1 protein-coding gene is annotated in these 232 nt (G+C 70.7%); it reads left to right on the top strand.

From position 1 onward, the window contains the following. Positions 1-232 (top strand): AAA family ATPase (locus tag KVS69_RS20745; RefSeq protein WP_217540234.1); only part of this gene is annotated, 232 nt, incomplete at both ends.

Here is a 232-nt window from a genome sequence, read left to right as displayed (position 1 = left end):
AGCGGCGTGGACAGGCGCGAAGTTGCCACCTCCCCCTGCGACCTGCTGCTGGGCGAAAGCCCCGCGGCCGCCGCCCGGGTGACCACCCCGGAAGGCTTCGACCTGCTGCCGGGCAACATCGCCCTGACCGCCGCCGAGATCCAGCTGATGGGCCAGGGCGAACGCGAACAGCGGCTCAAGCGCGCGCTGGCCCCGATCCAGGACGTGTACGACTTCATCCTGATCGTCTGCC

Source organism: Stenotrophomonas sp. GbtcB23 (assembly GCF_019091045.1).
In the GTDB taxonomy this organism is placed as follows: Bacteria; Pseudomonadota; Gammaproteobacteria; order Xanthomonadales; family Xanthomonadaceae; genus Stenotrophomonas; species Stenotrophomonas rhizophila_A.
The sequence above is the reverse complement of the archived record's forward strand: the minus strand, read 5'-3'. Positions and strand labels throughout refer to the sequence as shown.